This window comes from Kitasatospora sp. NPDC001225 (assembly GCF_053597855.1).
This window is the reverse complement of record NZ_JBSFJC010000304.1, coordinates 1-3,357: the sequence shown is the minus strand read 5'-3', so window position 1 is coordinate 3,357 and position 3,357 is coordinate 1. Positions and strand designations below refer to the sequence as shown.

Annotated in this window: 2 protein-coding genes; both read right to left on the bottom strand. The window is 75.6% G+C overall.

Features of this window, described 5'->3' with window-relative positions; all coding sequences use genetic code 11:
- Positions 1-191 (bottom strand): hypothetical protein (locus ACWDCZ_RS39595; protein ID WP_449818498.1); only part of this gene is annotated, 191 nt, incomplete at its 3' end.
- A gap of 306 nt (positions 192-497) precedes the next feature.
- Complete coding sequence (locus ACWDCZ_RS39590; protein ID WP_449818497.1) at positions 498-3,311, bottom strand: hypothetical protein; 2,814 nt, start codon at positions 3,309-3,311, stop codon at positions 498-500.
- Positions 3,312-3,357 lie beyond the last annotated feature (46 nt).

Below are 3,357 nucleotides of genomic sequence, written 5' to 3'. Positions count from 1 at the left end.
GCCCGCAGCGTCTCGGGGTGCAGGGCGCCGCGCTCCAGGGCCACGTACCGGTGGAGCTCCTCGGCCAGGCGGGTCGCGAGGGCCGTGTTCCCGGCCTCCATCGCGCCCCGGATCAGGGCCACCCGGGGCGCGTAGGCGGCCGGCAGCCTCTCGGCGGCCGTCCTTGACGACGTGTCGGCCGTATCGGTCATGGGCCCCTCGCAGGTGGTTCTCCGAACGATGGATGACGTCACGTATACCGGTCGGAGCCACCCCGGGCCGGTGCCCTGTCAGCCCATCGGGTGAATCGTCACCGACCGGTCCACGGAACTCCTCCGGCGTTCGGGCCGCTCCGGTAAGGCGCCGCCCGGCTCGACCGCCGGTCCGCGCCCCCATGGCGTCACCGCGCCGAAATCGCCTCTTCGAGTGATCCGGGTGACGGGCCGAGTGACCGGCTGACGGGCCGACCGATCCGGGTGACGGGCCGACGACGGGGCTACCCGGCGCCGGTCCCGCCGTCAGGCCTGCTCCCCCGCCCGCAGCTCGGTGGCGATCTGGCGCCGGCCGGCGACCAGCGTCTCCAGCACCACCCCGAGGCCGACCAGCAGGGCCAGGCCCGCGGTGGGCAGCAGCACCGGCAGCAGCACGGGCGTGATGACGTCCCCGACCTTGGCGCCGACCAGCGTCGAGATGTCGAAGGCGCCGCCCAGCAGGGCGACCGCCGCCAGCGCGACCAGGCCGCCGCCGACGGCCGCCGCCAGGGTCTGCGGCAGCGCCTCGGTCATGATCAGCGCCAGCCCGTCCCGGGGCCGCAGGCCCATGGTGCGCAGCCGGGCGAGCACCGCCGTGCGGTCGGGGGCGGCCCGGAAGAGCGTCAGCAGGACGGCGAGCAGGGCGAATCCGGCTCCGGCGGCGGCCGCGTACCAGAACAGCCGCTCGGCGGCGTGCTGCAGCGGGTCGGCGCCGAGCGCGGCGGCGGTCTCCCGGCTGCTGTGCACCGTGTACCCGGCGGGCAGGCCGTGGGTGTCCTTGCCGGTGGCCGTGGAGCCGTCCGCGATGAGCTTGGCCAGACCGACGGGCCTGGCTCCGCCGTTGTCCCGCAGGGCCGTCCTGACCTGGTCGGGGTCGATGTCGCCGACGGCGAACCACTGGTTCACCCGCTTGGCGTCCGGCAGTCGTTCCCAGGTGGGGCCGGCGGGGACGACGACGAACGGCTTGCCCGGGTCCGGCAGCGCGGGGGTGGCGCCGACGGTGTCGGCGACGGTGAGGCGCAGGTCGTTGCCGTTGAGGGTGCGCACCCGGGACGGCCCTGCGGCCAGGTGCTGGGCCAGGTCGCGGCTGACCAGGGCGGGCACCGGGGTGTCCCGGCCGCCTGGCGTCCCGGCCAGCTTCGCCGGGTCGAACTCGCCGACCCCGAGGGCCCGGGCGATCTCGGCGTACGCCGTCGGATCGGTCACCACCACCAGGTTGGCCTCGGTGTAGTCCTGGTCGCCGCCGAAGACGCGGGCCTTGGTCTCCATCCAGACCCCGGTCGAGGTCCGGACGCCCGGCAGGGCGGCCGCGGCCTTGGTGAACGGCTCGGTCAGGGTGGCGTAGTCCGGGAGGGAGACGCCGATGTCCCCGCCCGTGGTGATGCGCGCGGCGCGGGTCCGCACGTCGTCGACGGTGTCGAGCACGGTGGCGCCGAAGCCGGTCGTGGTGACGGCGATCAGCAGGGCGAGCAGCGGCAGCACGGAGGGCCTGCGGCGGCCCGAGGCGTCGCGGGCGGCCCGGGAGAGGCCGAGGAAGCCGATCAGGCCGCGGCCCCGGCCGACGAGGGCGGCCAGCCGGCCGACCACCACCGGCTCGATCCTGGCCAGCAGCAGTCCGCCGGTGACGGCGAGCAGCAGCGGCGCGGCGACCAGCAGCGGGTCCACTCCGGCCCCGGGGTGGCCGACGCCCCGGCGCCGGACCTCCGCGACGGCCGCGGCGGTGACCGCTAGGACGGCGAGTTCGCCGACCAGTCGGCGTCGGCCGCTGACCGGCCGCCGCCGCACCCAGAGCAGGGCCGCGCGGACCGGGAAGCCCAGCAGGGCGATCAGGGTCGCGACCAGGGCCGCCAGCACCGCGCGGTCCCACCGGGGGGTGGGCAGCAGCACCAGGGCGAGCGTCGTGGCGAGCACGGCGGCGGGCAGGACGGTGACCGCCCCCTCGCCGATCAACCGCCGCAGCACCCCGGCGACGGATCCGCCGCGGGCCCGGAGCAGCCGGATCTCGGCGGCGCGCCGGTCGGTGGTGAGCGCGGCGGCCAGGAACAGCACCACGGTGGCGACGCCCGCGACGCCGACCGGTCCGATCACGCTGAGCGGCAGCGAGGCCCGGTAGCGCTCGTCCGCCCTGGTGAGGACGTCGCGCAGGCCGGAGACGGTGTGCAGGTCGGGGCGCCCGATCGCGTCGTGGAGAACGGTGGCGTCGTGCCCGGTCAGGAAGGAGGTGATGACGCCGCGGGTACGGTCGAGCTGGTCGGCGTGCAGCGAGGCGGGGTCGACGGGCAGCCGCCAGAAGTTCTCGGCGTTCGAACCCCAGTGGACCAACGCGGACAGGCTGCCGCCGTCGACGAACCCGCTGGTCGTCCAGTGCTCGTGCTCGGCGTCGGTGTTCAGGCAGGCGCGGGCCGGGCAGCCGAGGTCGTCCCAGAAGGGGTCCTGGGGGTCGTTGACCTCGTAGAGGCCGACCACCACGGTGGTCCGCCGGACGCCCGCGCCCTCGTCGCCGTTGTCGATGACGTCACCGAGCTTGATGCGGATGGTCTCGGCGGCCTTCTTGCTGACCACGATCGGCAGCGGATCGCCGACGGCGCCGGGGGTCGGCCAGGTGCCCTCGGTGAGGGTGGCCCGGGCGCCCAGGTCGTGCAGGTAGAGCAGGCTGAGGGCCGGGTACGGCTCCTTGTCCGAGAGGTGGGCGTACCCCGGGTTGGTCATGTAGCGGTCGGCCAGGGCGCGGGTGCCGTAGGCCTGACCCGACGGGGACAGCGTCAGCCGCCCGTCGACCTGCTCGACGAGCTGGCGCTGCACCCGGTCGAGTTCGGCGATGCTGTCGTCCTCCCGCGTCTTGGAGGTGGTCCGCAGGCTGGTCGGGTTGACGCCCTTCTCGCTGACGAAGGACTGGAGCGCCGTGTCCGCGCCCCGGTCCATGACGAGGGGGAAGGCCGCCGCCAGGAAGACGGTGACGAACGCGAGGGCCGCCATGAGCAGCGCGGCCAGCGGGTTCGCCCGCAGCCTGGTGCGGACCCAGCGCGCGGGGCGCCGGGCGGTGTCGGGGGTGGGCACGCGGGTGCCGGCCTGGGTGGTCACATCTCCTCCACGTGGCGCGGGCGGGCGGCCACGTCTCGACGGCGGC